25 protein-coding genes are annotated in these 24661 nt (G+C 62.0%); 14 read left to right on the forward strand and 11 right to left on the reverse strand.

What is annotated here, in order from left to right; genetic code table 11:
• The first annotated feature begins 18 nt into the window (after positions 1 to 18).
• The 6 genes from topA to rpmG all read left to right on the forward strand — a co-directional run bounded on the left by topA (position 19) and on the right by rpmG (position 7539).
• Complete coding sequence (topA, locus tag BLP76_RS10670; protein WP_092812453.1) at positions 19 to 2652, forward strand: type I DNA topoisomerase; 2634 nt, start codon at positions 19 to 21, stop codon at positions 2650 to 2652.
• Positions 2653 to 2654: 2 nt separating this feature from the next.
• Positions 2655 to 4952 carry a ribonuclease R gene (gene rnr, locus BLP76_RS10675; RefSeq protein ID WP_244514545.1) on the forward strand — a complete coding sequence of 766 codons (2298 nt, stop codon included), beginning with the start codon at positions 2655 to 2657 and terminating at the stop codon, positions 4950 to 4952.
• Positions 4953 to 4966: 14 nt separating this feature from the next.
• Positions 4967 to 5377: a DUF983 domain-containing protein gene (locus BLP76_RS10680; RefSeq protein ID WP_092812457.1), complete on the forward strand. Its 411-nt coding sequence runs from the start codon at positions 4967 to 4969 to the stop codon at positions 5375 to 5377.
• On the forward strand, positions 5374 to 6114 hold the full coding sequence (locus tag BLP76_RS10685) for an NUDIX hydrolase (RefSeq protein ID WP_092812459.1): 741 nt from the start codon (positions 5374 to 5376) through the stop codon (positions 6112 to 6114). Before BLP76_RS10680 ends, BLP76_RS10685 begins: the two co-directional genes overlap by 4 nt.
• 10 nt (positions 6115 to 6124) lie before the next feature.
• Positions 6125 to 7309 (forward strand): MFS transporter, encoded by a 1185-nt coding sequence (locus BLP76_RS10690; protein WP_170130436.1) that lies wholly within the window; start codon positions 6125 to 6127, stop codon positions 7307 to 7309.
• A 62-nt stretch (positions 7310 to 7371) separates the two neighbouring features.
• Positions 7372 to 7539, forward strand: a complete 168-nt coding sequence (gene rpmG, locus BLP76_RS10695; protein WP_092812463.1) for a 50S ribosomal protein L33 — start codon at positions 7372 to 7374, stop codon at positions 7537 to 7539.
• A gap of 463 nt (positions 7540 to 8002) precedes the next feature.
• Here the strand turns inward: rpmG and BLP76_RS10700 are convergent, their stop codons facing one another.
• Together BLP76_RS10700 and BLP76_RS10705 are read right to left on the reverse strand one after the other, a co-directional pair.
• The gene (locus BLP76_RS10700) at positions 8003 to 9367 is read right to left on the reverse strand and encodes a PleD family two-component system response regulator (protein WP_092812465.1); all 1365 of its coding nucleotides are present in this window, start codon (positions 9365 to 9367) and stop codon (positions 8003 to 8005) included.
• 10 nt (positions 9368 to 9377) lie between these two features.
• Entirely contained in the window at positions 9378 to 9749 is a 372-nt protein-coding gene (locus BLP76_RS10705; RefSeq protein WP_092812467.1) for a response regulator, read from the reverse strand.
• A 96-nt stretch (positions 9750 to 9845) separates the two neighbouring features.
• Between BLP76_RS10705 and BLP76_RS10710 the strand changes: the two genes are divergently transcribed.
• Both BLP76_RS10710 and BLP76_RS10715 read left to right on the forward strand, forming a co-directional pair.
• Positions 9846 to 10142 carry a DUF3572 domain-containing protein gene (locus tag BLP76_RS10710; protein ID WP_092812469.1) on the forward strand — a complete coding sequence of 99 codons (297 nt, stop codon included), beginning with the start codon at positions 9846 to 9848 and terminating at the stop codon, positions 10140 to 10142.
• Entirely contained in the window at positions 10139 to 11458 is a 1320-nt protein-coding gene (locus BLP76_RS10715) for a DNA polymerase IV (protein ID WP_092812471.1), read from the forward strand. Before BLP76_RS10710 ends, BLP76_RS10715 begins: the two co-directional genes overlap by 4 nt.
• 23 nt (positions 11459 to 11481) lie before the next feature.
• Here the strand turns inward: BLP76_RS10715 and BLP76_RS10720 are convergent, their stop codons facing one another.
• Positions 11482 to 12345 carry a cell envelope integrity EipB family protein gene (locus BLP76_RS10720; protein WP_092812473.1) on the reverse strand — a complete coding sequence of 288 codons (864 nt, stop codon included), beginning with the start codon at positions 12343 to 12345 and terminating at the stop codon, positions 11482 to 11484.
• A gap of 124 nt (positions 12346 to 12469) precedes the next feature.
• On the opposite strand from BLP76_RS10720, the gene BLP76_RS10725 reads away from it, so the two are divergent.
• The 4 genes from BLP76_RS10725 (at position 12470) to BLP76_RS10740 (ending at position 15362) form a co-directional block, all read left to right on the forward strand.
• The gene (locus BLP76_RS10725) at positions 12470 to 12931 is read left to right on the forward strand and encodes a RidA family protein (RefSeq protein WP_092812475.1); all 462 of its coding nucleotides are present in this window, start codon (positions 12470 to 12472) and stop codon (positions 12929 to 12931) included.
• A 4-nt stretch (positions 12932 to 12935) separates the two neighbouring features.
• Positions 12936 to 13655 (forward strand): glycerophosphodiester phosphodiesterase family protein, encoded by a 720-nt coding sequence (locus BLP76_RS10730; protein WP_171904391.1) that lies wholly within the window; start codon positions 12936 to 12938, stop codon positions 13653 to 13655.
• Positions 13656 to 13721: 66 nt separating this feature from the next.
• The gene (locus BLP76_RS10735) at positions 13722 to 14897 is read left to right on the forward strand and encodes a GNAT family N-acetyltransferase (RefSeq protein WP_092812479.1); all 1176 of its coding nucleotides are present in this window, start codon (positions 13722 to 13724) and stop codon (positions 14895 to 14897) included.
• A gap of 33 nt (positions 14898 to 14930) precedes the next feature.
• Complete coding sequence (locus BLP76_RS10740; RefSeq protein WP_092812481.1) at positions 14931 to 15362, forward strand: HIT family protein; 432 nt, start codon at positions 14931 to 14933, stop codon at positions 15360 to 15362.
• Here the strand turns inward: BLP76_RS10740 and BLP76_RS10745 are convergent, their stop codons facing one another.
• The 5 genes from BLP76_RS10745 to BLP76_RS10765 all read right to left on the reverse strand — a co-directional run bounded on the left by BLP76_RS10745 (position 15363) and on the right by BLP76_RS10765 (position 19931).
• Positions 15363 to 15707 carry an AzlD domain-containing protein gene (locus tag BLP76_RS10745; protein ID WP_092812483.1) on the reverse strand — a complete coding sequence of 115 codons (345 nt, stop codon included), beginning with the start codon at positions 15705 to 15707 and terminating at the stop codon, positions 15363 to 15365.
• A complete protein-coding gene (locus tag BLP76_RS10750) occupies positions 15704 to 16432 on the reverse strand; it encodes an AzlC family ABC transporter permease (protein WP_244514547.1) in 729 nt (242 codons plus the stop codon). Before BLP76_RS10750 ends, BLP76_RS10745 begins: the two co-directional genes overlap by 4 nt.
• A gap of 160 nt (positions 16433 to 16592) precedes the next feature.
• A complete protein-coding gene (gene clpA / locus BLP76_RS10755; protein ID WP_092812487.1) occupies positions 16593 to 19007 on the reverse strand; it encodes an ATP-dependent Clp protease ATP-binding subunit ClpA in 2415 nt (804 codons plus the stop codon).
• Between the two features lie 29 nt (positions 19008 to 19036).
• A complete protein-coding gene (gene clpS / locus BLP76_RS10760) occupies positions 19037 to 19372 on the reverse strand; it encodes an ATP-dependent Clp protease adapter ClpS (RefSeq protein WP_092812489.1) in 336 nt (111 codons plus the stop codon).
• A 229-nt stretch (positions 19373 to 19601) separates the two neighbouring features.
• Complete coding sequence (locus BLP76_RS10765) at positions 19602 to 19931, reverse strand: phasin family protein (protein ID WP_092812491.1); 330 nt, start codon at positions 19929 to 19931, stop codon at positions 19602 to 19604.
• Positions 19932 to 20254: 323 nt separating this feature from the next.
• Here BLP76_RS10765 and BLP76_RS10770 point away from each other — a divergent pair, with 323 nt between their 5' ends.
• A complete protein-coding gene (locus BLP76_RS10770) occupies positions 20255 to 21733 on the forward strand; it encodes a D-alanyl-D-alanine carboxypeptidase (RefSeq protein WP_244514548.1) in 1479 nt (492 codons plus the stop codon).
• 36 nt (positions 21734 to 21769) lie between these two features.
• Here BLP76_RS10770 and BLP76_RS10775 read toward each other — a convergent pair whose 3' ends face one another.
• Together BLP76_RS10775 and BLP76_RS10780 are read right to left on the reverse strand one after the other, a co-directional pair.
• Entirely contained in the window at positions 21770 to 22462 is a 693-nt protein-coding gene (locus BLP76_RS10775) for a DnaJ domain-containing protein (protein WP_092812492.1), read from the reverse strand.
• Between the two features lie 7 nt (positions 22463 to 22469).
• Positions 22470 to 23192 carry a hypothetical protein gene (locus tag BLP76_RS10780; RefSeq protein ID WP_092812796.1) on the reverse strand — a complete coding sequence of 241 codons (723 nt, stop codon included), beginning with the start codon at positions 23190 to 23192 and terminating at the stop codon, positions 22470 to 22472.
• Positions 23193 to 23297: 105 nt separating this feature from the next.
• On the opposite strand from BLP76_RS10780, the gene panC reads away from it, so the two are divergent.
• Positions 23298 to 24140, forward strand: a complete 843-nt coding sequence (panC, locus tag BLP76_RS10785; RefSeq protein ID WP_244514549.1) for a pantoate--beta-alanine ligase — start codon at positions 23298 to 23300, stop codon at positions 24138 to 24140.
• Here the strand turns inward: panC and BLP76_RS10790 are convergent.
• Entirely contained in the window at positions 24137 to 24574 is a 438-nt protein-coding gene (locus BLP76_RS10790) for a DUF1489 family protein (protein ID WP_092812494.1), read from the reverse strand. The two genes, panC and BLP76_RS10790, sit on opposite strands and share 4 nt — an antisense overlap.
• Between the last annotated feature and the right edge of the window lie 87 nt (positions 24575 to 24661).

A 24661-nucleotide genomic window follows, 5' to 3' on the forward strand; every position in this document is an offset into this window, starting at 1 on the left:
GCCCAATGGAGTACCCGTATGGACCTCGTGATTGTCGAATCGCCCGCTAAGGCGAAGACGATCAATAAGTATCTCGGCCCCGATTATCGGGTGCTCGCCTCCTATGGGCATGTGCGAGATCTGCCTTCCAAAGACGGCTCGGTGCGACCCGACGAGGACTTCGCCATGTCGTGGGAAGTCGCTGATAAGGCCAAGAAGCGTTTGAGCGACATCGCGGAGGCGGCCAAGTCGGCCGACCGCATTCTGCTCGCCACTGACCCCGATCGCGAAGGCGAAGCCATTTCCTGGCACGTGCTTGAGGTGCTGCGCTCCCGCAAAGGCTTGAAGGACAAGCCTGTGGCCCGCGTCGTCTTCAACGCCATCACGAAGCGTGCGGTGGAAGAGGCGATGGCGCATCCGCGCATGATCGACGACGCGCTGGTGGAAGCCTACCTCGCCCGCCGTGCACTCGATTATCTCGTCGGCTTTTCCCTGTCGCCGGTCCTATGGCGCAAGCTCCCTGGCGCACGTTCCGCCGGGCGCGTGCAGTCGGTGGCTCTGCGTCTCGTCTGTGAGCGCGAATCGGAAATCGAACGGTTTCGACCGCAGGAATATTGGTCGCTGGTGGCCAATCTCGCGACACCCGCCAAGGATACCTTCGTCGCCCGCCTGGTGGCTGCCGACGGCAAGAAGCTCACGAAGCTCTCCATTGGAGACGAGGCACAGGCCACGGGCCTGAAGGCACTTCTCGAAGGGGCGGATTTTTCCGTCGCGAGTGTCGAATCGAAACCGCATTCGCGCAATCCGCAGCCCCCTTTCACCACCTCGACCCTGCAACAGGAAGCGCAGCGCAAGCTCGGCTTCGATGCGAGTCGGACGATGCAGGTCGCCCAGCGCCTCTATGAGGGCGTCGATATTGGCGGCGAGACGATCGGCCTCATCACGTATATGCGAACCGACGGTGTCGACATGGCACCGGAAGCGGTCGCGGCCGTGCGCGATTTGATCAGCGGCGATTTCGGCAAGCGTTATCTGCCCGACCAGCCGCGGCGCTATTTCGTCAAGGCAAAGAACGCGCAGGAGGCGCACGAAGCGATCCGCCCGACGGATCCGGCGCGCTTGCCCGCCCATGTCGCACGTCAGCTCGATCGCGATCAGGCGAAGCTCTACGAGCTCATCTGGAAGCGCACCGTCGCCAGCCAAATGAGCTCTGCGGAGATGGAGCGCACCACGATCGAGGTCGATGCCAGGAATGGTGAGCACCAGCTCGGTCTGCGCGCCACTGGCAGCGTTGTCCGCTTCGACGGTTTCCTGACCCTCTACCAGGAAGGTCGCGACGAGCCGGAAGACGAAGAGGACGGGCGTCTGCCGGCCGTTGCCGCCGGCGATGGTCTCGACGCGAAGTCCGTCAGTGCCGATCAGCACTTCACGGAACCGCCGCCGCGTTACACGGAAGCCTCTCTCATCAAGAAGATGGAAGAGCTCGGTATCGGCCGCCCATCCACTTACGCGCAAACAATGACCGTTCTGCGCGACCGTGGCTACGTGCGGATGGATAAGCGGCGCCTCATGCCGGAGGACAAGGGACGGCTCGTGACGGCCTTCCTGGAGAGCTTTTTCCGGCGTTATGTAGAGTATGATTTCACTGCCGATCTCGAAGAGAAGCTCGACAAGGTTTCGGCCGGCGAACTCTCATGGCAGGCGGTGCTGCGCGATTTCTGGCGCGACTTTCAGGGCAATCTGGATGACATCAAGGATCTGCGCGTTTCGCAGGTTCTCGAAGCGCTCAACGAAATGCTGGGCGACTTCGTCTTCCCTCCCCGCGAAGACGGCAGCGACCCGCGCAGCTGTCCCAGCTGCGGCGACGGCAAGCTTTCTTTGAAGCTCGGGCGTTTCGGTGCCTTCATCGGCTGCTCCAACTATCCCGAGTGCCGATACACGCGGCAAATCACCGAGCCCGATGCGGAGGGCGAGGTCGCGCAACAGGCGATGACGGCGGAAGGGATGCAACTCGGCGAGGATCCGGAGACCGGAGAATCCGTGATTTTGCGCTCCGGACGCTTCGGCCCCTATGTGCAGCTCGGCCCCGATCCGGCGAAAGGCGAAGAAAAGCCGAAGCGATCGAGCCTGCCTCGTGGCTGGCAGGCCGACGAGATGACGCTCGAGAAAGCCCTTCAACTGCTGTCTCTGCCGCGCGAGGTCGGCAGTCATCCGGAAACCGGCAAGCCGATCACGGCGGGTCTCGGGCGCTACGGCCCGTTCGTCTCGCATGATGGCAAATACGCCAATCTGGAGAGCATCGAAGACGTCTTCACCGTGGGCGCAAACCGGGCCATTTCTCTCCTCGCCGAGAAAAAAGGGCGCGGACGCTCCGGGGCCAAGGAGCTGAAAGCGCTTGGCGAACATCCCGATGGCGGCGCGGTCGCCGTGATGGAGGGGCGCTACGGCCCCTATGTCAATCACGGCAAGATCAACGCGACATTGCCGAAGGACAAGGATCCGCAGGCGATCACGCTGGAAGAAGCGCTGGAGCTGATCGAGGCCAAGGCGGAGAAGGGTGGCAAGACGAAGAAGGCCACCGCTCGCAAGACGCCAGCCAGGAAAAGCACGGCGAAGAAGCCGGCTGCATCCAAAACCAAAAGCGCCAAGGCGAAAGCCAAGGCAGAAGGCTGAGCTTGCCGAAGAAACCCAAGAGCACACGTCCGCGCCTGCCAAGCGAGCAGGATATCCTGAACTTTGTCCAAGACGCCGAGGGCAAAGTCGGCAAGCGGGAGATTGCGCGTGCTTTTGGGATCACCGGCCCCGACCGTGTGGCACTCAAGCGCACCCTCAAGGAAATGGCGGACGTAGGCCTGATCGCCTCACCTCGGAAGGCGATCAGGGCCTCCGGCACCCTTCCCTCCGTCACCGTGTTGCGCGTGATCGACGTCGACGACGATGGCGATCTCGTCGGGACGCCCGAGCAATGGGATGAGGCGGAAGGCAAACCTCCGCGAGTGAGATTGCCGTTGCCCCCGGCCGGCAAGCGACGCGGCAAGCCCGCGGCAGGTGTCGGCGACCGGGTTCTTACCCGCATCGAGCGAAGCGGAAACGACGGCCCTTATCGCGGCCGGATCATGAAGCTTCTGGAGCGTGTGCCCGACCGGATTGTCGGCATCTTCAAAGCTGATGCCGGAGAACAGGGCGGCGGACGCATCGTGCCCACGAACCGGCGCGCGAAGGAATACATCGTGCCTCCCAGCGAAGCTGCCGGCGCGGTGGATGGTGAGCTTGTTGCCGTCGAGCCGCTGTCCAAAAAGCGTCTCGGGCTGCCATCGGCGCGGGTGTCGGAACGCATCGGCGATGTCTCCTCGGAGAAGGCGATAAGCCTGATCGCCCTTGAGGAAAACAACATCCCCTATGTCTTTCCTCAGCGCGTGATCGACGAGGCGGAGGCCGCAAAGGCGGCTGGGATGGCGCACCGGGACGATTGGCGCGATCTTCCTCTCATCACCATCGATCCGGCCGATGCACGCGACCACGACGATGCGGTGTATGCGAAGCCCGACCCCGACAACGCGGGTGGCCATATCGTCACCGTGGCCATCGCCGACGTGGCCTATTACGTGCGACCCGGCTCGGCCATGGACAAGGAAGCCGTGAAGCGCGGCAACTCCGTCTATTTTCCGGGACGGGTTGTGCCGATGCTGCCGGAGCGCATCTCCAACGATCTGTGCTCGCTGCGAGAGGGAGAAGACCGGCCTGCGCTCGCCGTGCGCATGGTCTTCGACAAGCACGGCCGCAAGACCTCGCACCGCTTCAGCCGCATCATGATGCGCTCGGCCGCAGCCCTCTCCTACGAAGAGAGCCAGGCGGCGATCGACGGACGTCCCAACGAGCGGACGCAGCCGCTTTTGGACACCGTCCTGAAGCCGTTGTGGGATGCCTACGAGGCGCTGAAAGCGGGGAGAGATTCGCGCGAGCCGCTCGAACTCGACGTGCCGGAACGCAAGGTCCAGCTGGACGAGAGCGGCGCCATTCAGCGGGTCTATGTGCCGCCGCGCCTGGACGCGCACAAGCTCATCGAAGAATTCATGATCCAGGCGAATGTGGCTGCCGCCGAGGAGCTCGAAGGCCGGAACTCGCCGCTCGTCTACCGGATCCACGACGAGCCGTCCTTCGACAAGCTCGAAGGGCTGCGCGATTTTCTTGGTTCGCTCGACATGAGCCTTCCGAAGAAGGGCAATCTGCGCCCGTCCGAATTCAACACCATTTTGAAGAGCGTGGCCGACACGGCCCACTCGATACTCGTCAACGAGGTGGTGTTGCGCTCGCAGAGCCAAGCGCAATACTCGACGCAGAACATCGGCCATTTCGGCCTCAACCTGCGCCGCTATGCCCATTTCACCTCCCCGATCCGACGTTATGCGGACCTGCTGGTCCATCGCGCGCTGATCTCAGCTCTCGGCGCTGGCGAAGGCGGCCTCGGCAACATGGATGAAGCGGCGATGGAGAAGGTCGCGGCCGAGATTTCGCTCGCCGAGCGCCGCGCCATGACGGCCGAGCGAGATACGCTCGACCGTCTGGTGGCCTCCTGGCTCTCGGAAAGAGTGGGCGCACGCTTCTTCGGTCGCATCCGCGGCGTGACCCGAGCCGGTCTCTTCGTCGAACTGGAAGAAAGCGGCGCGGACGGCTTCGTGCCGATCTCCACTCTCGGCAGCGAGTTCTTCATCTATGACGAAGCGCTGCACCGGCTCTATGGAGCCGACAGCGGCACGACCTATCAGCTCGGCGACCGTGTCGAGGTGCGGCTTGCCGAGGCGACGCCCTATGCCGGCGATCTGAGGCTTGAGATGCTCAGCGAGGGCACACGCGGCAAGCCCGGCGGAAGGCCCTCGGGGCACAACAATGCCGGACGCAAACGCCCTGGCACCACGAGGCCACGGGGACCCCGAAGTCCCAAAAGGGGAGCCCCGTCCCGAAAACGCAAATAGCGGAAAGGACACGTATGAAGCGACCACGCCCAGTGATCGGCTCCATTCTCCGGGGGCTTGCCGGCCGGTGTCCGCAATGCGGAAAAGGTTCCCTCTTCCGTGGCTTCCTGACGGTGCCCGACACCTGCGCGGTTTGCGGCGAAGAGCTGTATCACCATCGCGCCGACGATGCCCCGCCCTATTTCATCATTCTCATCGTAGGACATGTGATCGTGGCCTTGGCGCTTGCCGTGGAGCTGATGTTTCAACCTCCGATCTGGGTGCACATGGCGCTGTGGGTGCCGCTCGCCACGCTTCTCTCGCTTGCCCTTCTGCGTCCGGTCAAAGGCGGCGTGATCGGCCTCCAATGGGCGCTTCGGATGCACGGCTTCGATCCGGAGAACGCTGATGCCGCCGACAAGAACGTCGATACGGCCTGGCAATGAGCGCATCGCAATCGCTCGAACAGCCGCAACAGGCGTTAGAAAAGCCGCCTCGGCTGCGCCCGAAACCCGCCGCCACCTTGATCATTCTCAGCGGCGAGAGAGGCAAATGGCGCGTCCTCATGGGCAAGCGCTCCGAACACCACGCCTTCATGCCCGGCAAGTATGTCTTCCCGGGCGGGCGCGTCGAGCGAAGCGACTATTCAGCGGTGATGGCGAGCGATCTCGACCCGGTGGTTGCGGCAAAACTGAAGGCCGGGCGAGCCGGATGCGCGACACACCGCCAGGCGCGTGCGCTCGCGCTTGCTGCAATCCGAGAGACCTTTGAAGAGACCGGATACATTGTCGGCGAGAAAGCCGAACCGGCAGTCGATGGGGCAAGGCCATCCAATCCGGCATGGCGTGCCTTTACGGATGCAGGCGCCCTTCCCTCACTTTCTCCAATGCGTCTGATTGCCCGGGCCATCACGCCGCCGGGCCTGACAAGGCGCTTCGATGCACGCTTCTTTGCGGTGTTCGAAGATGCCGTCGTGGGCCGTCAGGAGAGCCTCGACAAAGAATTGTTGGAGCCGCGCTGGCTGACATTCGAAGAGGCCCACGAAACCGGACTTGCAAATATCACCCGGCGCGTCCTGACGGATCTTGCAGGACGCCTGGATGAGGATCCCGACCTGCAGCCGGGAGCTGGCGTTCCCTTCCATTTTATGCATTACGGTCGCAGACAGAGCGAGATTCTCTAGGAGTTTTGGGGTGAGCTTCAGCACCGCGCTCGGCGGACGCCTCGCAGCACTGGGGCTGACCAGGGGCGCGATCGCGGCGATTTCCACCATGATTGCCGTGGGCACGGCGATCAGCCTGTTGTCTCCTCTCGTTGCCTTGACGTTGTCCGGTCGCGGCGTGTCGGAGCGGACGATCGGCTTTCTGGTGGCAACCCTCGCACTCTCCGCTCTGTTTTCGACCCCATATGCCCCCCGGATTGCACACCGCTTCGGAACCGCGAGAACCATCTCTTATCTTCTGCCGGCAGCGGCGTGCCTCATCCCTTTCGCATGGTACGTGACGGCCCTGCCCATCCTTTTCGTCTTGCTGTTCGTCTACGGCATGTGCGTGTCGATCTGCTTCGCGTTGTCGGAATTTTGGATCAACGCCGTGACGCCGCATCATCGACGCGGCATCGTCATGGGCATCTACGCCACCTGCCTGTCCATCGGATTCGCCTTCGGGCCGGTTCTGATCTCGATCACGGGGCTCTCCAGCCCCCTTCCCTTCTTCCTCGGCTCGGCGCTGTTCGTGATCGCCGTCATACCGACTTGGCTCGCACGCGATGTGTCGCCCGATTTCTCCGAGAAGCCCTCCGGTTCATTCTTCTCTTTCATTTTCGCGGTCCCGATCGCGACGTTCGGCGTGCTCGTCTTCGCCATGGCCGAATCGTCCGGCTTTGCCTTCCTTCCGCTCTGGGGCCAGCATCTTGGATATGCGCCAGCCATTTTTCCGCTGCTCGCCTCGGCGATGACGCTCGGCAATGTCGTCTTCCAGATCCCGCTCGGTCTCGTCGCCGATAAGATCGACAAGCGCCTGATTCTGCTCGTCTGCGGAGTGGTCGGCTGCATCGGCATGGTGATCGCGAGTGCGGCGACGGCAAACTGGCTTGTGCTTGCCGCGGTCCTGTTTCTTTGGGGTGGAGCCTCGGCGGGCCTCTACACCGTCGGCCTGGCACATCTTGCGGCGCGATTCTCCGGAGGTGACCTCGCCTCTGCCAATTCCGCGTTCGTCTTTTGCTATGCTCTCGGGATGCTGATCGGGCCCGTCATGGTGGGCGATGCCATGAATCGCATGCCCACGACCGGCTTCCCAATCGCGATCGGGGCTGCCTTCGGCGCCTATTGCATCATCGCCGCGGCACGCCTGGTGCGTTCGCGCACCGAGACGCCTTGACTTCCGAAGCCAGAGGGGTCATGTCACCCTCAAATTCCCGCCATTGAGCAAGGACTGAAGCGATGGCCAAGGCCGCGACCATTAAGATTCGTCTGGTGAGCGAAGAAGGTACAGGCACCTTCTATGTCACCAAGAAGAATGCGCGCACGATGACCGAGAAGATGACGAAGCGGAAATATGATCCGAAGCTCAAGAAGCACGTCGTCTTCAAGGAAGCGAAGATCAAGTAGCTTCGCTGCATCAGCGGATTCAAGAAAGGCGCCCTGCGGGGCGCCTTTCTTTTTGTGCATTCGGCTGCTGGCTTGGAAAATGTGGCCGGCCGGTCGCGACAATCGAGGAGGCCACGTGTCGCGGCCGGACCGGCCGACCCCACGGCGCCCAGGAGATGCGGCGGACCTGAGCAAGTCCATGGGGTATCTCGCAAAACTCTAAACCCGATCGTTGGGCTCAGTATGCAATTGAACGCAAGGAACGGTGCGAATCCAGTCCGCGGTAAACAATTGGTAAATTCTAACGTGCACAATTGTACCAAAATGGAACAGACTGTCGCTACCAAGGGAAAAGCGCTTATTTTATAGCCCCTTACTCTATCCCCGAAAGTTGGGGACAACTGCGCACAAAGCGCGGGCCATCGAAATGGTCAGACAAGGCAGGATCGCCCGGCGGACGTCGCCGGATCTTACGGCATGTCGCTCAAGCGGCCTGCGCCACGCGATTACGGCCTGCGGCTTTCGCCTCGTAGAGCGCCTTGTCGGCGCGTTTGATGAGTTTGCCCGGAGTGTCCTCGGGCCCTTCCAAGCGCGACAAGCCGATGCTCACGGTCACTGGGAGCTTTTGCCCTTCGCGGGTGGTGAACGGCTCCGCCTCGACATCGCCGCGCAGGCGCTCGGCAATCATCACAGCCTGCTCGATGGCCGTCTCCGGCATGACGACGAGGAACTCTTCTCCCCCGAATCGGACGATGAGGTCGATGCCACGCACGCCTTTCCGCAGGCGCGTGGAAAACTCCCGCAACACGTCATCGCCGGCATCATGGCCATAACGGTCGTTGATGCTCTTGAAGAAGTCGATATCGAAAAGAAGGATGGAGACCGGCTTGCCGTGCTCGACCGAACGGCTGAGTAGCGACACGAGATGGCTGTCGAGATAGCGGCGGTTGTGCAATCCGGTCAGGGGATCGGTAATCGCCAGCTCAACGGCGTTGGTGACCATCGAACGCAGCCGGTCCGAATAACGTTTGCGCCGCAACTGGGTCGTCACACGCGCGCGGAGTTCTGCTTCGTCAAGCGGGCGAACGATGTAATCGTTTATCCCGAAGTCGAGCGCGCGACGCAGCTTCGCGCTTTCGTCCGGGTCGGAAACGATGAGGATGGGAACGTAACGCAGATGATCGATCGATTTGATCTGCGAGCATAAGCGCAGACCGTCCTGACCCGACAACGAAAGGCTGACGATGAGAAGGTCGTAGACCGAGGTCTCGACAGCCGCGAGAGCCTCCGGAGCCGTGGAAACAAAATCGGCGTCGACCTCGCGGCCAAGCGCCTTGCGCAGATGGCGGGTGGAACTTTCCCGGTCATCGACGACCAGAATCCGCGACCCTTTGAGCTGCGGGCTCGTGAAGATGGCTCGCGAATCGACCCCGACAGACTGCATGGCAGCGGCGCGCAGATTGAGCTCGTCCGTCACACTCTTCAGCCGCACCAGGCTGCGCACCCGAGTGAGGAGTTCGATCTCGCTCACGGGCTTGGTCAGAAAATCGTCGGCCCCACAGCGGAGCCCTTTGACTTTGTCTTCCGCAGAATCGAGGGCGGTCACCATAATGACCGGAATATCGGCCGTTTCGGCCTGGTTCTTGAGCGCCTTGCAGACATCGAAACCGGTCAGCCCCGGCATCATCACGTCGAGAAGAATGAGATCGAGACGCTCGCGCGAGGCGATCTCGAGGGCGGCCTCGCCGGAAAGAGCGGTCCGGACGTCGAAATAGTCCAACTGAAGCCGCGCTTCGAGCAACCTTACATTCGCAGCAACATCATCGACGACCAAGATACGCGCTGTCACGGTTCAGCCCTCATGCGTCGCCGATGTAATTGCGAACGTTTTCGATGAAGGAGGCGACAGAGATCGGCTTCGACAAATAGCCTTCGCACCCCCCTTGCCGTATACGCTCCTCGTCGCCCTTCATGGCGAAAGCTGTTACAGCGATAACGGGAATGTGCTTCAGCTCATCGTCTTGTTTGATGAGGCGGGTGACCTCCAGTCCCGAAATCTCCGGCAGCTGGATGTCCATGATGATGAGATCGGGCCGTTCGGTCTTCAGTGTCTCCAGCGCTTCGTACCCGTTGCGCATGGGGAGAGTCCCGTAGCCCTTGGCCCTCAAAAGATCGTTGAAGAGCTTCATATTGAGCTCATTGTCTTCAACGATCATGACTGTCTTCGGCATGAATACGCCTCTTTGGACGATGGGTCGAAGCGGTTGAGGATCCGCCGAAACCGCGCATAATTTGACATAAGCCTTTTAAGGAAAGGCAAACACAACATGATCAGAGCCCGCCGAATATCCAGAGACCGCGCCGAGGAAATCGCGGTGATGGCCCTCGGCCATATCGCCTCCAGGCCAGACCTGCTTGGACGTTATCTCGACCTCACAGGTTTGCGGCCCGACGGCCTTCGACAAGCCGCGAGCGAGCCCGGTTTCCTCGCCGGCACGTTGAGCTTTCTATTGGCGCATGAGCCGGACCTTTTCGATTTCGCCGAAGCCGCAAAGCTGCACCCGGAGGAAGTCGTCGAAGCAGCGCGCCAATTGGGGGCCAAAGAACTGCCGCAGGTGGGATGAGCGGGACCGTGGAAGGGGCTTCCTCAAAGACTTTGTGCCGCGACTGCCTCGCCCGCTATGACGTGTCCTTGTCGCGCTGCCGGGCCTGTGGCAGCCCCCGGGCCATCCAGCATGGCGAACTCTTTGAGCTTGCGATCGCCCATGTCGACTGCGACGCCTTCTATGCCGCGATCGAGAAGCGCGACGATCCAAGCCTCGCCGATCACGCCGTCATCATCGGTGGAGGCAAAAGGGGCGTCGTCTCGACCTGCTGCTATGTCGCCCGAATCAAGGGCGTACGTTCGGCCATGCCGATGTTCAAGGCGCGACAGCTCTGCCCCGAAGCCATCGTCATCCGTCCGGATATGGCAAAGTACGCCGCTGTCGGCCGCGACGTCCGCGCCATGATGCTGGAATTGACGCCGGCCGTCGAACCGCTCTCGATCGACGAAGCCTTCCTCGATCTCTCGGGAACGGAAAGGCTGCATCATGCCCCGCCAGCGGCGGTTCTCGCCGCCTTTGCGCAGCGGGTGGAGAGAGAGATCGGCATCAGCGTCTCGGTCGGCCTCAGCCACAACAAGTTCCTCGCCAAGATCGCCTCCGATCTCGACAAGCCACGCGGCTTTTCCGTTCTCGGTCGCAACGAAACGATGGCCTTTCTCGCCCGGCAAAAGGTGTCGGTCATCTGGGGCGTGGGGGCCGCCATGCAGCGCCGGCTGGAGAAAGACGGCATTGCCACGATCGGCCAGATCCAAAGCATGGAGGAAAGCGTTCTCGCACGCCGCTATGGCGCCATGGGATTGCGGCTCGCCCAGCTTTCGCAGGGTCACGACGCCCGGCCCGTCAAGTCCGAGAGAGAAGCGAAGAGCATTTCGGCCGAAACCACATTCGAAACCGACCTCGCCCTCGAGGGTGAGTTGATGCCCGTCCTGCGGCGGCTCTCCGAAAAGGTCTCGGCGCGGCTCAAGGAAAAGATGCTTGCGGGCCAGACCGTCGTCCTCAAGCTCAAGACATCTGATTTTCGCACACTGACCCGCAGCCGCGCCCTCAGCGATCCAACGTCTCTTGCCGACAAGATCTTTCGCAACGGGCGTGAGCTTCTTCTGAAAGAGATCGGCGGTTCGTCCTACCGGCTTCTCGGTATCGGCGTCAGCGAGCTTCAGGATGCCGCGCGGGCCGACCCGCTCGATCTTCTCGATCCAGAAGCCGGCCGCCGCGCTCAGGTGGAAGAAGCGATCGACCGAATCCGCGCGAAATTCGGAGCGCACGGCGTCGATTTCGGCCTCACCTTCGAGGCGGGAAAGCCCAAGAAGCGAGAAGGCGACACACGCATCTGATCCTGTGCTTTTTCGGAGCTGCGCTATTGGCTCTTGCAGGACTTGCTGGCGAGCGGCTCAATCCGCTCCAGCTCTCCGTTGAGAACGTAGTCGCCATAATCCATTACCAGATTGCGCGTGACACCGTTCTCGTAAAGGGTGAAGCTCATCTGATAAGATGGCATTTCTTCACCGCTTTCGGGCTTCGCTTCTTCGCCATCCTTGAAGTAGGCGACCGATACCGGCCAGTGCCGGCACTTGACGAGCGGACTGTCGGGCAGACCAGAAGGAGCGGCCTCGGCCGTCAGTTTGTCCGGCAGACCGATGACTGCGGTCGCCGTGTCCGCCGTTTCACCCGAGCCCGAACCTTCATAAATCACGCTCGACAAGAACCGTTGATCGGTTCGGGCGGCAGCAAGCAGCGCATTGAGATGCTGACCGGGGAAAAGCGGGGCTGTGCCAAGTTCGACCGTCTTGTCCTTTGGCGTCGTGAGATCGACAACCACTTTGCCGTTCTGTCGGTGCGCCACGCCCTCGATCTGCTCGACCACCTGATCATTGAGATAGGTGTCTGAGGAAAAGCGGTAGAGCCCGCCCTGCCCGTCTTCGAACGTCGACACACGGAAGTCGAGGAGACGGTCTCCCCCCTCTCCGCCGACCAGATTGACGACGAGGCGCTGCGTCATCGTATAGCCTTCGCAGGCGTTGCCAGAGACCTCGAACACCATGCGCCCGCGAGCATCGGTGATGCCTGAGGCATCCGTCGACTTCGCCAGCGTGATGGCGTAGACGGCGCGATGCGGCACTGGCGCATCCACCGGCTGAGGGGCAGGCAGAGGCGTTGCCGCGGTCACAAAACCCACGGCAAGCATCGCGACAGCAAGATGAACAGGGCGGATCGTCTGCATGGGCGGCTTCAAGACCAGGAGTGCGGCGAAACCGAGACGGCTTTCGCTTCGGCCTTCAGAATGAACGCGACTGTCAGAAAATCAACCGATTAGACTGCAGTGCGCAACGTGCGGGAGATATGAGATGAACGTTACGGACAAGCTGGAATCGCTGGGCATCACACTGCCGAAGGCAGCGGCACCTGCGGCCAATTACAAGACTTACAGCCGTCACGGAGACCTCCTGTTCATTTCCGGCCAGCTGCCGATGGAAGCGGGCCAGCTCGCCGTGACAGGCAAGCTCGGCGGCGCACTCGCGGTGGCGGACGGCCAAAAGGCAGCCCGTCTGTGCGCCATCAATATTCTGGCGCAGATCAGTGCCGCACTCGAGGGCGATTGGGACAGGCTCGGTGCTCTTGTGAAGATCACCGGCTTCGTGGCCAGCGATCCGTCGTTCACCGAACAGCATCTCGTGATCAACGGCGCCTCCGATCTCCTCGTAGAGGTCCTGGGCGAGCGCGGGACGCATTCCCGTTCGGCAGTCGGCGTGCCCGCGCTACCGCTCGATGCAGCGGTCGAGATCGAAGCCATCGTCGCGATTGGCTGAAGCCATGTCGGATTTCGGCTCCCTCTCGTTCATCGCCTCGCATCCCCTCGCCCATCGCGGTCTGCACGACGTCTCGAAGGGTCGGCCTGAAAACTCACTCGCGGCTTTCGAGGCCGCGATCGAGCATGGCTACGGAATCGAATGTGATGCACATCCCTCTGCCGACGGCGTCGCAATGGTCTTTCATGACGACGAGCTGGCGCGCATAACCGGGGCCGAGGGCGCGTTTCGCGATCGGAAGGCGGAGGATCTGCTGCCCCTTCGGCTTTCGGGCACCAAAGAGACCATCCCGAGGCTTTCCGACCTCTTCTCGCTCGTGGCGGGCCGCGTTCCGATCGTCCTTGAGCTGAAAAGCATCCCGTCGCGGGATGCGGGATTTGCGGAGGTGATCGGCGAAGCGGTGAGAGATTACGATGGCCCGCTCGCCATCATGTCGTTCGATCCTTTTTTGCTCCACGATATGCAGCGGGTGACTGCTGCGCGTCCGCTCGGCCTGACCCTCGAAGGCAACGTCACCGCCTGCCATTGCCATATCGCGGCGATCCAACGACTGGGCCTCGATTTCGCCTCGTGCCGGGTCGCCGACCTTCCTCATTTTGCGCCACTCTTCCGGCATATCGCGCCGAACAAACCGCTCATCTGCTGGACCGTCCGGAGTCAAAGGCAGCGGGAGACCGCCGAAAGGTGGAGCGACCAGATCACGTTCGAAGGTTTCTTGGCCTGAGAAGCTTCATGCGATTCTTGCCGTCTCGCCATTGCGGCAGGCTTCTTTCGCATTACCATTGCCGGCATGGAGAACGGCTCCTCTTCCATCAATCTGCGTGTGATCTCCGGCTTGAGCGAGATCGATCGCTCCGCGTGGGATCGCTGCGCCAATCCGCCGGGCACCGATTTCAACCCCTTCCTGTCCTGGGACTTTCTGGAGGCGCTGGAACGGGCCGGCTGCGCGACGGCCCGCACCGGATGGGCGCCCCGTCATCTCGTTGCAGGCGGTGAGAGCGGCGAGATCTGGGGCGTTGTCCCGTGCTATCTGAAAAGCCACTCGCAGGGCGAATACGTCTTCGACTACGGCTGGGCAGACGCTTTCGAGCGGGCTGGCGGCCGCTATTATCCGAAGATCCAGGTGTCGGTCCCCTTCACCCCAGCCACCGGCCGCCGCCTTCTCGTGGCACCGGGTGCCGAAGCCGAGGCACGGCGCCAAATCCTTGCGGCCGGCATTGCCGAAGTCACCCGTCTGCACGATGCTTCCTCGGCCCATGTCACCTTTCTGCCGGAGGCGGAGGCGTCAGAACTTGAAGACGTCGGCTACCTCGTCCGTACGGACCAACAGTTTCACTGGACGAACAAGGGCTATGAGACGTTCGACGATTTTCTGGGCGACCTCTCCTCGCGCAAGCGCAAGGGCATCCGCAAGGAACGCCGCGAGGCCCTGGAGGACGGGATCGAGGTTGAGTGGGTCAGGGGCTCCGACCTCACCGAGGCACATTGGGACGCCTTCTTCGAATTCTATATGGACACCGGCGCCCGCAAATGGGGCCATCCCTATCTCAATCGAAAATTCTTCTCACTGATCGGCGAACGTATGGCCGACCAGATTGTCTTGATCCTCGCCAGGCGCGCCGGTTGCTACGTCGCTGGCGCTCTCAACTTTATCGGAAGCGAGACGCTGTACGGGCGCTATTGGGGCTGCATCGAAGAGCATCCCTGCCTGCATTTCGAGCTCTGCTACTATCAGGCGATCGACTACGCCCTGGCGCATGGGCTCACGCGTGTGGAAGCGGGTGCTCAGGGACCCCACAAGCTCGCCCGCGGCTATGTCCCAGTCACCACCTATTCGGCTCATCTCATCGCCGAACCGAGATTTCGTCGCGCCGTGGCGGATTACCTTGCCAGCGAGCGGCGACACGTGGAATTGGAAAATCGCATCCTCGCCGAGCACACGCCATTCCGAAAGGGAGAGGCTTGAGGCGAGCCCAGCGGCATATTCAAGGAGCGCGCAATGAGCCAGCCCTACGACAACGACAACGTCTTCGCCAAAATCCTGCGTGGTGAGATCCCGGCCATCAAGCTCTTCGAGGACGACCACACGCTCGCCATCATGGACATCATGCCCCGTGGCGACGGTCACTGCCTGGTCATTCCGAAAGCGCCGTCACGCAACATTCTCGATATCGATCTTAAAGATCTGCAGAATGTGATGGCCACTGTGCAAAGGCTCGGTCGGGCCGTGGTCAAGGCCTTCGAAGCCGACGGTCTCACGATCAGCCAGTTTTCAGAACCCGCCGGCGGTCAGGTGATTTTTCACACACACTTCCACGTTCTGCCGCGCTTCGAGGGTGTCGAGCTGAAGCCGCATAGCGGCGACATGGCCGATCAGGCTGTGCTCCAGGAGCAGGCGGTAAAGATCAAGGCCGCACTCGGCGGAGCTTGATTACGGCGCGCTGAAAGCCCAGGCGGCGCCGAGCAGCGCCGCCTCTGCGGCGAGCACCCCGACAAGCACGCTCTTCCGACCGAGCCAGAAGGCCACATAGCCGAAAAGGCCCGCCGCCAGACGGATCAAAAGAGGCACTTCAGACAGAGCCCCGCTCGGCGATACGATCAGGTTGCCGATGACGCCTGCGACGAGTGCCGTCGCGACGGCACGAACCCACAAGAGAAGGTCCGATTCTTCCTTGAGGCGCGCGCCGACGAGGACACCGAGCCAGCGCCACACATCGGTGGCGAATGTCCCGGCCACGAGAATGAAGAGATAGGGCCCGAGATCGCTTTGCGTCACGTGCCGGCCTTCTTAGAACGCAACAGAAGCTTGTGTCCTGCAAAAGCCAGAGTGCCGCCGATCACTCCCGCCCAAAGAAGGTCGAAGCCGAGCCCGGACGCCCGCAAAAGCGGCCCGAGAACGAGACCGAATGCGAGAGCGAGACGCTCCGCGGCTTGGCGTGCCGAGGCCGTCAGAGCGGTCAGAAAATAGATCGGCGTGAGAAAAAAGAGGCCGGCTGCCAACAGTGGCGGCAGAGCGGCCGCGCTGACATAGCTGACCGCCGTAATGCAGACATTCACCGAAATGAGCGTCGCGCCGAAACCGGCAAAATAAGCCGCGCGCTTGTCCGGCGGCGTGTCGCGCAGGCGCATCACACTCCACACCCAGGCCGTTACCGCGACGCAGTGAGACATAAGGATGAGCTGCCATTTGCGGGTCTTCGGGCCACGTACAAGCGGCACCCACGCCGCCGTCATCGGCATGAGGCGAATGGCAGAAAGAGCGACGGCGAGGCCCGCGACAAGAACGGGCGTTCCCGCGGCGATGGCGCCCACGAGCACGAGCTGGCTCGGCAACGCCCACACGAAGCCTGTCATGAAGACGGCTTCCCCGAGCGTGATTCCGGATTCCCGGCACAAGACTCCGAAGCCGATAAAGGACGCCATGAGAATGAAGGCGGGCACCGAAACGATGCCGCCGACACCACGCAGGAACCAGCGCAGGCCTGTGTCTTCGTTGCGCATTGTCTCCTGCATTCTTCGGCAGATGGCGGGAGGATAGGGAAACGTCCGGAGCGGGAGATCGCCGGACACTACATGGAAAAGCCGGTACGCCAGAAGGCGGACCGGCTCGCTGTGGAGAAGAGGACAATGGGCCTGAGGTCCATCGTCCTCTTTGAGGGTATTACTCCACCTTCAAAGGCACGCTCGGCACGGAGCCTCCGCCCTTTTTCGGCGGTTTCTTGCTTTCCGCCTTGGCACGACGCGAGGTCTTGCTCTTGAGCGCAGGCTTCGGCTTCGGCCGGGCATTCTCGTCGGGGATCGATTCGAGCTTCAGACCGGTCTTCCCGTCTTCCTTCTCCTCGACCGTCACCTTGACGATGCCGCCCTTCTGCAAGCGCCCGAACAGCACTTCCTCGGCCAGCGGCTTCTTGATCACCTCCTGGATGAGGCGGCCAAGCGGGCGCGCGCCCATCCGCTCGTCGTAGCCGTTCTCGGCAAGCCAGGTCGTGGACGCCTCGTCGAGCTCGAAGGTCACACCGCGGTCGCCGAGCTGAGCCTCGAGCTGCAGAATGAACTTCTGCACGATCATATTGACCACCGCCGGCGGCAACGCGCCGAACGCGATCGTCGCGTCGAGGCGGTTGCGGAATTCCGGCGTGAACAGGCGGTTGATCGCCTCCTCGTCGTCACCGGTGCGCTTGCTCGATGAGAACCCGATTGCCGGCTTGGCCATATCGGCGGCCCCCGCATTGGTCGTCATGATGAGAATGACGTTGCGGAAGTCGACCTGCTTGCCGTTGTGATCGGTCAGCTTGCCGTGATCCATCACCTGCAGAAGGATATTGAAGATATCCGGATGCGCCTTCTCGATCTCGTCGAGCAGGAGCACGCAATGCGGGTGCTGGTCGATGCCATCCGTCAGGATGCCGCCCTGGTCGAAGCCGACATAGCCTGGAGGCGCACCGATCAGACGCGAGACGGTGTGCCTTTCCATATATTCCGACATATCGAATCGCAGGAGATGCACGCCGAGAAGGTCCGCGAGCTGACGCGCGACTTCCGTCTTGCCGACACCGGTCGGGCCGGAGAAGAGGTAGTTGCCGATCGGCTTCTCCGGTTCACGCAAGCCCGCACGCGCGAGCTTGATCGCCGAGGAAAGCGCTTCGATCGCCTGCTCCTGCCCGAACACGACGCGCTTCAGATTGGTCTCCAGATGCTGGAGCACTTCCGCGTCGTCTTTCGAAACCGACTTCGGCGGGATTCGCGCCATCGTCGCAATCGTGGATTCGATCTCCTTCACGCCGATCAGCTTCTTGCGCCGGCTCTCCGGCATCAGCTTCTGCGAGGCACCGCTCTCGTCGATGACATCGATCGCTTTGTCGGGGAGCTTTCGGTCGTTGATATAGCGGGCCGAGAGCTCCACCGCCGTGCGGATGGCATCGTTGGTGTAGCGAACCTCGTGATGCTCCTCGAAATACGGCTTGAGGCCTTTGAGGATGTCGACGGTGTCCGGGATCGACGGCTCGTTCACGTCGATCTTCTGGAAGCGCCGGACAAGCGCCCGGTCCTTCTCGAAGAACTGACGATATTCCTTGTAGGTGGTGGAGCCGATGCAACGAATGGAACCGGAAGCCAGAGCCGGCTTCAGGAGGTTCGACGCATCCATCGCACCGCCCGACGTTGCACCCGCACCGATCACGGTGTGGATCTCGTCGATGAACATCACGGCGCCCGGGAAAGCCTCGATCTCCTTGATGACCTGCTTCAGACGCTCCTCGAAGTCACCGCGATAGCGCGTGCCGGCCAGGAGAGCACCCATGTCGAGAGCAAAGATCGTGGCGTCCTTGAGAACGTCCGGCACATTGCCGTCCACGATGCGCTTGGCCAGCCCCTCGGCGATGGCCGTCTTGCCGACGCCGGGATCGCCCACATAGAGAGGATTGTTCTTCGAGCGGCGGCACAGGACCTGGATGGTACGCCGCACCTCGCCTTCACGGCCGATCAGGGGATCGATTTTCCCGCGGATCGCCTTTTCGTTGAGATTCACGCACCAGGCGTCGAGCGCATTGCCGGCGGAAGCCTCGCCTTCCTCGTCCGGCGCGGCCTTCCCCGGGGTCTCCGGAGCGCCCTTCGACGGCCGCGGCTCAGAAAGGCCGGGACGTTTCGCAATGCCGTGCGAGATATAATTCACCGCATCGTAGCGCGTCATGTCCTGCTCTTGCAGGAAATAGGCCGCATGACTCTCCCGTTCCGCGAAGATCGCAACGAGCACATTGGCTCCCGTCACTTCTTCACGGCCGGAGGATTGAACGTGGATGACGGCACGCTGGATGACGCGTTGGAAGCCGGCTGTCGGCTTTGAATCGTCCTCCGTCTGGCTCACGAGGTTGGCAAGCTCTGTATCGACGTATTCCGTCAGATCAGCTTTCAACCGGTCCAGATCGACGCCGCAAGCACGCATGACGGCGGCGGCGTCTTTGTCATCTACGAGCGCCAAGAGCAGATGCTCAAGCGTTGCGTATTCCTGACTACGTTCGTTTGCCGAAGCGAGCGCTCTGTGCAGCGCCAGCTCCAGTGAGCGGGAAAATGATGGCACGTCTTAGCCCTTCCGATCGACTCCGTTCGCTACTTCTTTTCCATTACGCATTGCAGAGGATGCTGGTGCTGGCGTGCAAAGTCCATCACCTGAGTCACTTTTGTCTCTGCCACCTCGTAAGTGAACACGCCGCACTCGCCGACGCCGTTGTTGTGCACGTGAAGCATGATCTGCGTCGCGGCTTCCTGGTTCTTCTGGAAGAAACGCATCAGAACGTGCACGACGAACTCCATCGGCGTGTAATCGTCGTTGAGGAGAAGGACGCGGTAGAGGTTCGGACGCTGGGTCTTCGGCTTCGTCTTTGTGACGACAACCGTCCCGGTGCCATTTTTGTTGCCGGAATCGTCGCGGTCGTCTTTGGCCATGAAACGCCTCGGTCTCCCCTGATCATACCCTCCTGCCAGCCTTATTTAGGTAGGCACGACGAGAATGTTAGAGCCGTAATGGGGCGGTGGGTAGGGGTGGGGATGCAGGAAATGAAAAACGCCCGGTTGGCTGTGACATGTCACGGGCGACATGCCTCCGCGTAAACCGGGCAACAAAAAAGCCCGGCCGAGGCCGGGCTTTGAGAGACTGGAAAGTCTGGCGTCTCGTTCAGGCGCGCTTTGCAGCGAAGTCCTCGAACGGCTTGATCATGTCGCGGGCGAGGTCGACGTAGAGCTCGCCAATGCGGGTTGCCTGAGCAACGGCGCCCTCGTAGCTCGACCGGGCATATTGCGTCTGGGCTTCGATCGCTTTGTCGAGCGAATTGACGCCCATCAAGCTTTCCACGTGAGCCGCCGTGTCCTCGAACGACTTCTTGGAATAATCCGCCGTTTCCGCGGCAATGGCCTGCATCCGCTTCGACACCAGGCCGAAGCTCTGCATCGCTTTGTCCATGCCGAGCGTGCTCATCTTCTGCAAATCTTCAAATGCGTTGGTCATCACAAACCCCCAAGTAAGTGGCGCTACACGGGCCTATCGTCTGGCTCCGCTGATGCGTGACTTCCATATATGTGCATCGCACAAAATTCGCAAGCGATATGTTGCAGCGCAACATGAAAAAGGCTTCCGCCCGGTTGCCATTCGCACGCAATTCAGTGCAATCAAAATGGCGTCTGTTTACCGTCCGGTAACGACGCTCCTCCTAGCTTGGGGCAAGCATAAGCACGGAGGATCAAGGGGTAGCGGCGTCATAGGCTCCCGTGCGGCTGACGTCAGTGGGGTCAAAATTGAGACAGGGTCGTCTAAATCCGGTCGAAGGAATCTTGCGCTCAGGCACATGGGTGACCATTGCCGTGGCGGTATTCCTTGTTGCTTTCGCAGGCAGCGCCTCGGCCAATGAGAAATACGCTGGTCTCGTGATGGACGCAAAGACCGGGCGCATCCTTTATGAGGATCGCGCCGATGAGCTGCGTTATCCTGCATCCCTGACGAAGATGATGACCCTCTACCTCCTCTTCGAGGAGCTCGACAGCGGTCGTCTCAGCCTCAACAGCCAGCTCAAGGTCTCCAAGGAAGCGGCGAGCCGTCCGCCTTCCAAGCTCGGTTTGCGCCCGGGCCAGACGATCCGGGTCGAAGATGCCATCAAGGCTCTCTGCGTGAAATCGGCAAACGACGTCGCCGTGGTCGTGGCTGAGAACATCTCGGGCTCCGAAGCGGCTTTCGCCCGCAAGATGACCTCGAAAGCGCATAGCCTCGGAATGATCTCCACCACCTTTCGCACGGCGAACGGCCTGCCGAACTCCGAGCAGATGACCACCGCGCACGACATGGCCCGCCTCGGCCTCGCGCTCCACGATCGCTTCCCTCGCTATTTTAAATATTTCGGCACCCGCACCTTCACCTGGAAAGGCCGCACATACCGCAACACCAATCATCTTCTCGGCAAGGTGAACGGCATGAACGGTATCAAGACCGGTTACACCCGCGCCTCCGGTTTCAACCTCGTCACGTCGGTTGAGCGCGACGGTCGCCATATCATCGCCGTGGTGATGGGCGGACGCAGCGGCGCCTCCCGCAACTCCCATATGGTCGATCTCATCCATCGCTATCTCGACGATGCGAAGCCCGGCCTCAGGACTGCGCCGATGGTCGTGGCCCATGTCCCGGAACCGTCGCGGCTGCCGCATGCGCGTCCGGCGCTAGCGCCCACGATGGCCTTTGCCTCGGCCGCTCCCGGCATCAGCAGCGGCGACTCAGCGCAGGCCGCCATCCTCGCCGTCTCGGCCCCGGCCGACAGGCCTGCCGCGCCGCGGCAGCTTGCCAGCGGCTATGACCCGATCGCCGCACGCATCGAGGAGGCGACAGAGGTTGCCCGCCTCGCCTACGCATCCGACGCTGCCGGCGAAGATCCGATTGCCGCCCTCACGCGGATGGCAGATCGCCGCGCCGCGGCTCTTGGTGAACCCGCCTTGCACACGGCTGAAGGTGCAGCCGACGAAGAGCCGCTCGTTTCTGTCCGGACCCGGAAGGGCTATTCAGAGCCGCGCCTTGCGCCCGGCGGATGGCACATCCAGATCGGCGCGACGCCGAGCGAAGAAGGTGCACGCACCCTCCTGGACAAAGCCAAGCGCAACGGCGGCACGGTGCTCGCATCGGCAACGCCGTTCACGCAGCCGGTCGAAAAGAGCGGTGAAACGCTGTATCGGGCCCGCTTCGCCGGCTTTTCCGGAAAGAACGAGGCCCGCGCTGCCTGCGCAAGCTTGAAGCGCAAATCCTTCTCCTGCCTCGCTCTGCCGAACTGACCCCGTTCTCTGGAGTGTTCGTTGCGTAATCGGAGTTCAGCGGTGTTCTCTCAAAAGCCAATCTTTGGCTTGGTTGATTCTGGCAGCCAGAGCGGCGGAGCCGCCGCGGTCGGGATGGACCTGCTTCATCAGCCGTCGATGGGCCTGGCGGATTTCCGCCTCGCCGGCGCCCGCCTGAAGCCCAAGAATATCATAGGCTTCCTGCGTGCTCATTCCGCTCGAGCCGCTCGCCGGGCCTGCCCCCATGTCGGCATCAGCCTGCATGTCGTCTCGCCATCTGGGATGCGCCCGGTCGAGATAACTTTCCAGAAGCCTGAGTGATTCCGGGTCGCCCGTCATATCGTGGGCGACCAAGGTGAGTTCCTCAAACGTGAGTTCCGACAAGACCCGCCCCTCGTAGCGCCCGGCCAGGACCGTGCCATCGAGCTCGCCGGTCGCATGATCGAGGGTCATCTCAAGCCCGGCCGAGCGCACCGTCGACCGGTTCCTTGCAGCCCCTCCTCGCCGAGCCCAGCTCTTGCGCAGAAGCGAGAACGCAAAGATCGCCACCGGCAGGGCAAAGGCGAACTGCCCCACGATCAAAAGGCCGAGCGCAACGAGACCTAAGGCAATCCCCACCCCCAGTCGCAGCGTCCCAGCAAGCCTCGCCGGAGACGCCGTCAAGAAGACGCGAAAGAACAGATAGATTGCGGCGAGAGCCGCAATCAGGATGAAAAGACCTCTGATCATCGTGAGCTCACTTCAGCGATGGCAACAGCCGACGGGCGGCTGATGAGCCCGATGCTTCCAGGGCTTTGAGGCCGCCTGCCGCGTAAGTCGCAACTGCTCCCAGCAGATCTTTGAGCTCCGCAGCCGAGGCGGAATTGAACGGCAGATAGGCGCCGCGCGTCAGGCGCGCGATCTCACGGAAGGCCGCTTCGGCACGCGGATCGCGCCCTTCGTGAAACATGAAGGCGCGCACGCCGAGGAGGCCGAGCTCGCCTGCGATATTCGACAATTCGTCGACCTCCTCTTCCATCGCATCGCCCACATAAACGAGAGCAGCGATTGGTCTTTTCTCGGCCTCGCGACGGGTATGGGCGAGCACTTTTTTGATCTGGGTCTTGCCGCCACGGCAGCCGATCTGGACCATCAAGTCCCGCAAGGCCGCGGGGTCGGCAACCCAGCGGGAGGCGCGGCATTCGCCGAAGCCGCGAAAATACACGAGCTGAACCGTCAGGCCGCCGACATCACTCGCCGCCTTGAACATTTCCGCCTGCAAGCCGCAGGCGAGATCCCAGGTGGGCTGACGGCTCATCGTGGCATCGAGCGCAAAGACCAGCCGGCCGCGCGCGGCGTCGCTCACCGGTTCAAGGCTTTTCGCCTGTTGCAGAAACGCGTCTATCTCTCCGCGGCTCGAGCGGTTTTTCTCGGACGGCAGATCCCGCCCGGGGGTCGTAATGTCTTTGCCCTTGGTCATCGCCTTGCGCATCTCCTTTTCGCAGGATGTGGTCTGCGCGGCACCTTGCGCAAGCCAGCACGGCCGATTACCGCTTCGGCAACTTTCACATATCAGAGGATCGACGTGCATCCCGATATCGCGACGAGTATCGCCAATCTCAGGGACCGGATCGACAGCTGGCGTGCGGCTGACGAAACGATCGCGCTGGTGCCCACGATGGGCGCCTTGCATTCCGGTCATCTCCAGCTCGTGGAGCTTGCGGCAGAACGCTGCGACCGGGTGGTGGTGAGCATCTTCGTCAATCCGACGCAGTTCGGGCCAGAAGAGGATTTCTCTCGCTATCCAAGGCGTCCCGAGGCCGACCTGGAGGCACTCGCAAGGGTCGGCGTGCCGTTGGTCTTCGCGCCGAGTGCCGAGGAAATGTACCCGGCAGGATACGCCACGACTGTCAAAGTGGGGGGACCGAGCGAAGGGCTGGAGAGCGATTTCCGGCCACACTTCTTCGAAGGTGTCGCCACCGTCGTCTCAAAGCTTCTGATCTCGTGCTTTCCCGACGAGGCGGTGTTCGGTGAAAAGGACTATCAGCAGCTCCTCGTCGTTCGGCGGCTGGTGAGCGATCTGCGCCTGCCCACGCGCATCGTGGCGGCACCGACTGCACGTGAGGCCGACGGGCTCGCGCTGTCCTCGCGCAACGCCTATCTGAGCGCAGAAGAACGCCGGAAGGCGCCGCTGATCTATTCCTCTCTGCAAGAAGCAGCAGAAGCTCTGCGCGCCGGTGCGCCGGTCGCTAGCACCGTCAATGATGTCAAAGAGCGGCTGAGTGAGGCGGGCTTCCGCGTCGACTACATCTCGCTCCGACATAGCGAGACATTGCAGCCGCTCGCCGAGCTCTCGAATGGTCCGGGCCGCCTCCTCGCCGCTGCCTGGCTCGGAGGCACACGTCTCATCGACAATATCGCGGTCTAAAGCAGGCCGAGGGCGGCGAGTTCGCCACGCAGCTCTGCGGGAAGCTCCCCGAAGCCGTCGACATCGCCGCCGAGATCCGCAGGAGCATCTTCCGGTTTCAGATAGCGCCATCCCTGGAAGGCACGTCGTGGCTGCCAGGCCGTCGGCACCAATTCCGGATCGAGCACGAGACGGCAGCGCTGAACGCCTTCGCTATCTTGAAAGACGCGAATATCCGAGAGCCGCTGACGGACCTGCACATTGCCTTTGATGACCCAGTAGAGGGAGCCGCCGGCAAGGAGTTCGTCGCGGCGACGCGGCACCATGCGGGTGACATGGGCATGCTCAGCCGGCTCGCCAGCGCGCTCGCGCTCAGCGAGCCGCCGTTCGATCCAGTCCTTCAGGTCGTCGATTGATTCCGCGCCCACACAGAGCTTCAGAAGATGCAGCGCCATGCCTTCGATTTAGTCCTGACGGCTTCGTCCGTGAAGGGGAAAGCCGGCGCCCTCCCCAGCTTCGACAGTCGCTTCAGGCTAAAATCG

The organism is Afifella marina DSM 2698 (assembly GCF_900102695.1).
Lineage (GTDB): Bacteria > Pseudomonadota > Alphaproteobacteria > Rhizobiales > Afifellaceae > Afifella > Afifella marina.